At 54.9% G+C, this 2,635-nt stretch carries 2 protein-coding genes; both read right to left on the bottom strand.

Features of this window, described 5'->3' with window-relative positions; all coding sequences use genetic code 11:
- A partial coding sequence (locus MHN01_RS23995; protein ID WP_239413887.1) for a (Fe-S)-binding protein occupies positions 1-829 on the bottom strand: 829 nt, incomplete at its 3' end.
- A 60-nt stretch (positions 830-889) separates the two neighbouring features.
- Positions 890-2,635: FAD-dependent oxidoreductase (locus MHN01_RS23990; protein ID WP_239413885.1), on the bottom strand; the 1,746-nt coding region annotated here is incomplete at its 5' end.

The raw sequence follows: 2,635 nt of genomic DNA, 5'->3' as shown, positions 1-2,635 counted from the left end.
AACCGCCAGTCATACCGACTACCATATCCTGGATCAGCTTTTTCGGATTCAGCGGCTGACCGGCTGCAAAGGCCGGGCACGCCTTCTCACAGCGGCCACACTGCACGCAGGCATCAAAGCCCAACAGCCGGTTCCAGTGAAAATCAGTTGGTTTGCCTACCCCCAAATGCGGCTCGGTCAAGTCAAGCGGCCTTAGTCCCGTTGACTGACCACCGCCAAAGCGCTCAGGACGAGGATGGAAAGCCAGGTGTAATGCGCCAGCAAAAGCATGTTTCATCGGGCCGCCCCAGGTCATCCCGAGCAGCATCTCGCCCATGCCCGCTATCATTGCAACTCCCAGTAAAACAAGCAGTATTGACGGCAAGGTATCTATTCCGAACAAACCAAAGACACTGACAAGCAAGAAAGTGCCGGCAAAGACATTGAGGCTTTTCGGCAATCTCATCCAAGGACCTGTAGACAAATGCGCAGGCACAGACCGACGTCGCCCAGCCACCAGCTGCGCCCCCAGCAACATCACCGTACAGGCAATAAGCGCCAGCAAATGCATTGCACCGTTATTGATGCCAAGAAGGTAAATAATGCTCAGCATCACCAGCGCGGCAACAAAGCCCCCGGCGGTTGCCATATGCATATGCGCAATGGTTTTGTCACGAGCAACAACATTATGGAGATCAACCAGATACCGTCTCGGGATGCTCGATAGTCCGGCCCAGACATCAACCGCAAAAGGTTTGCCCCGACGCCAGAGCCTCACCCGACGAACGGCACCGAACAACGTGACTAGCAATCCCAGCAATAACAGCACGGAAACTAAAGATGTCAGCATCGTTATCCCCTTTTCTGCGCGAGTTGTGAGGCGATAAGTGTTAAGTCAAAATCTGTACGATCAGAAATCTTTGCAAAGACGCAAGGCATCATAAATTGCAGCGTGAATATTACGCTGCGAGGCACAGTCACCAATCCGGTATAACAGGTAACCCTGACCATTGCCCGTATGGTGAGCCAGTTCCGGCTGTGGCTTGGCCGCGTACAATGCGACCAGATCAACCTGCCCTTTGTTGAGCGATCCCTGCTTCAATTGGTAATACAGTGACTCACAAGGCCGAATACCGTTTTCTATCACCACCTGATCCACAACCCGCTCTTCCTGCTGCTGGGTATACTCGTTCTCTAGCACGGCGATGACTTTTTCACCTTCCCGGTATACCTGTTCCAAACGAAAGTCCGGCGTCATGATCACCTCTCGCTGGTAAAGGCTGCGGTAATAGGTCGGAAAGGTGGTGCCACCAACAGCTACTCCGGGTTTCAAATCATCCGTCACCAGTTCAACCAACGCTCCTTTTGCTGCCAGATAATCGGCAACCGACATCCCCGAAAACTCGCAGATAGTGTCGTAGACCAGCACATTACTGCCCGGCTCCACCCTGCCACTCAGAATATCCCAGCTACTGACAACCAGACCGTCCTGCGCTCCCCAGCCCGGAAACTGCTCAATGAACGGCTGGCCACCGACCGCCAGAATCACCACTTCAGGACTCAGCGCCAGAATACCCTCGGCATCCGCTTCGGTATCCATCTCAAGAGTGACACCCAGCCGCGCCAGCTCCAGTTCAAACCAACGGGTGATCCCTGCAATTTGTTCACGCTGCGGTGCTTTGGCTGCCAGCGTGATCTGTCCGCCAAGCCGGGAGGATTTCTCGATCAAAGTGACATCATGGCCACGTTCGGCACAAACACGCGCCGCCTCCATACCTGCAGGTCCGCCACCTACCACCACCACCTTGCGAATCGAACCATCCGTTTTCGTGATGATATGGGGCATTGTCTCTTCACGCGAAGTCGCCGCATTTTGCAAACAGAGTACGTCCAGCCCCTGGTATTGACGATCGATACAATAGTTGGCACCAACGCACTGGCGGATCTGATCAACCTGCCCCAACCGGATCTTGGCAATCAGGTGAGGATCGGCAATATGGGCTCGGGTCATGCCGACAAAATCAACATAGCCGCCTTCCAGCACGCGTTCGGCCTGAGTGGGATCCTTAATATTCTGAGCATGGATCACCGGCACATTAACTACCTGCTTGATACCGGCCGCCAGATGCAAAAACGGCTCGGGCGGATAGCTCATGTTAGGGATCACATTGGCAAGGGTATTGTGGGTATCGCACCCTGAGCCAACTACACCGAAGTAGTCCACCAGACCAGTCGCATCGTAATACGCCGCAATCTGCTTCATGTCGTCATGGGTCAAACCATCAGGGTGGAACTCGTCACCACAAATGCGCATACCGACGGCAAAATCGGGACCGACTTCAAGGCGAACTGCTTCCAGCACCCTGAGGCCAAAGCGCATCCTGTTTTCGAAGCTGCCCCCCCATTCATCCTCCCGCTTGTTGACTCTCGGGCTCCAGAACTGGTCGATCAGATGCTGGTGAACCGCCGACAACTCAACACCGTCCAACCCTCCCGCCTTTACCCGGCGAGCGGCGGCGGCATAATCATCAATGATCCGCTCAATCTCTTCTGGCTCGATGGTTTTGCAGGTTGCCCGGTGGACTGGTTCACGAATACCGCTTGGACTGAGAAGATGCGGCCAGTCCCCACCGTCCCAGCGTGACCGGCGCCCCAT

Source organism: Photobacterium sp. OFAV2-7 (assembly GCF_022347985.1).
Lineage (GTDB): Bacteria > Pseudomonadota > Gammaproteobacteria > Enterobacterales > Vibrionaceae > Photobacterium.
This window is presented reverse-complemented; position numbering and strand designations above follow the sequence as displayed.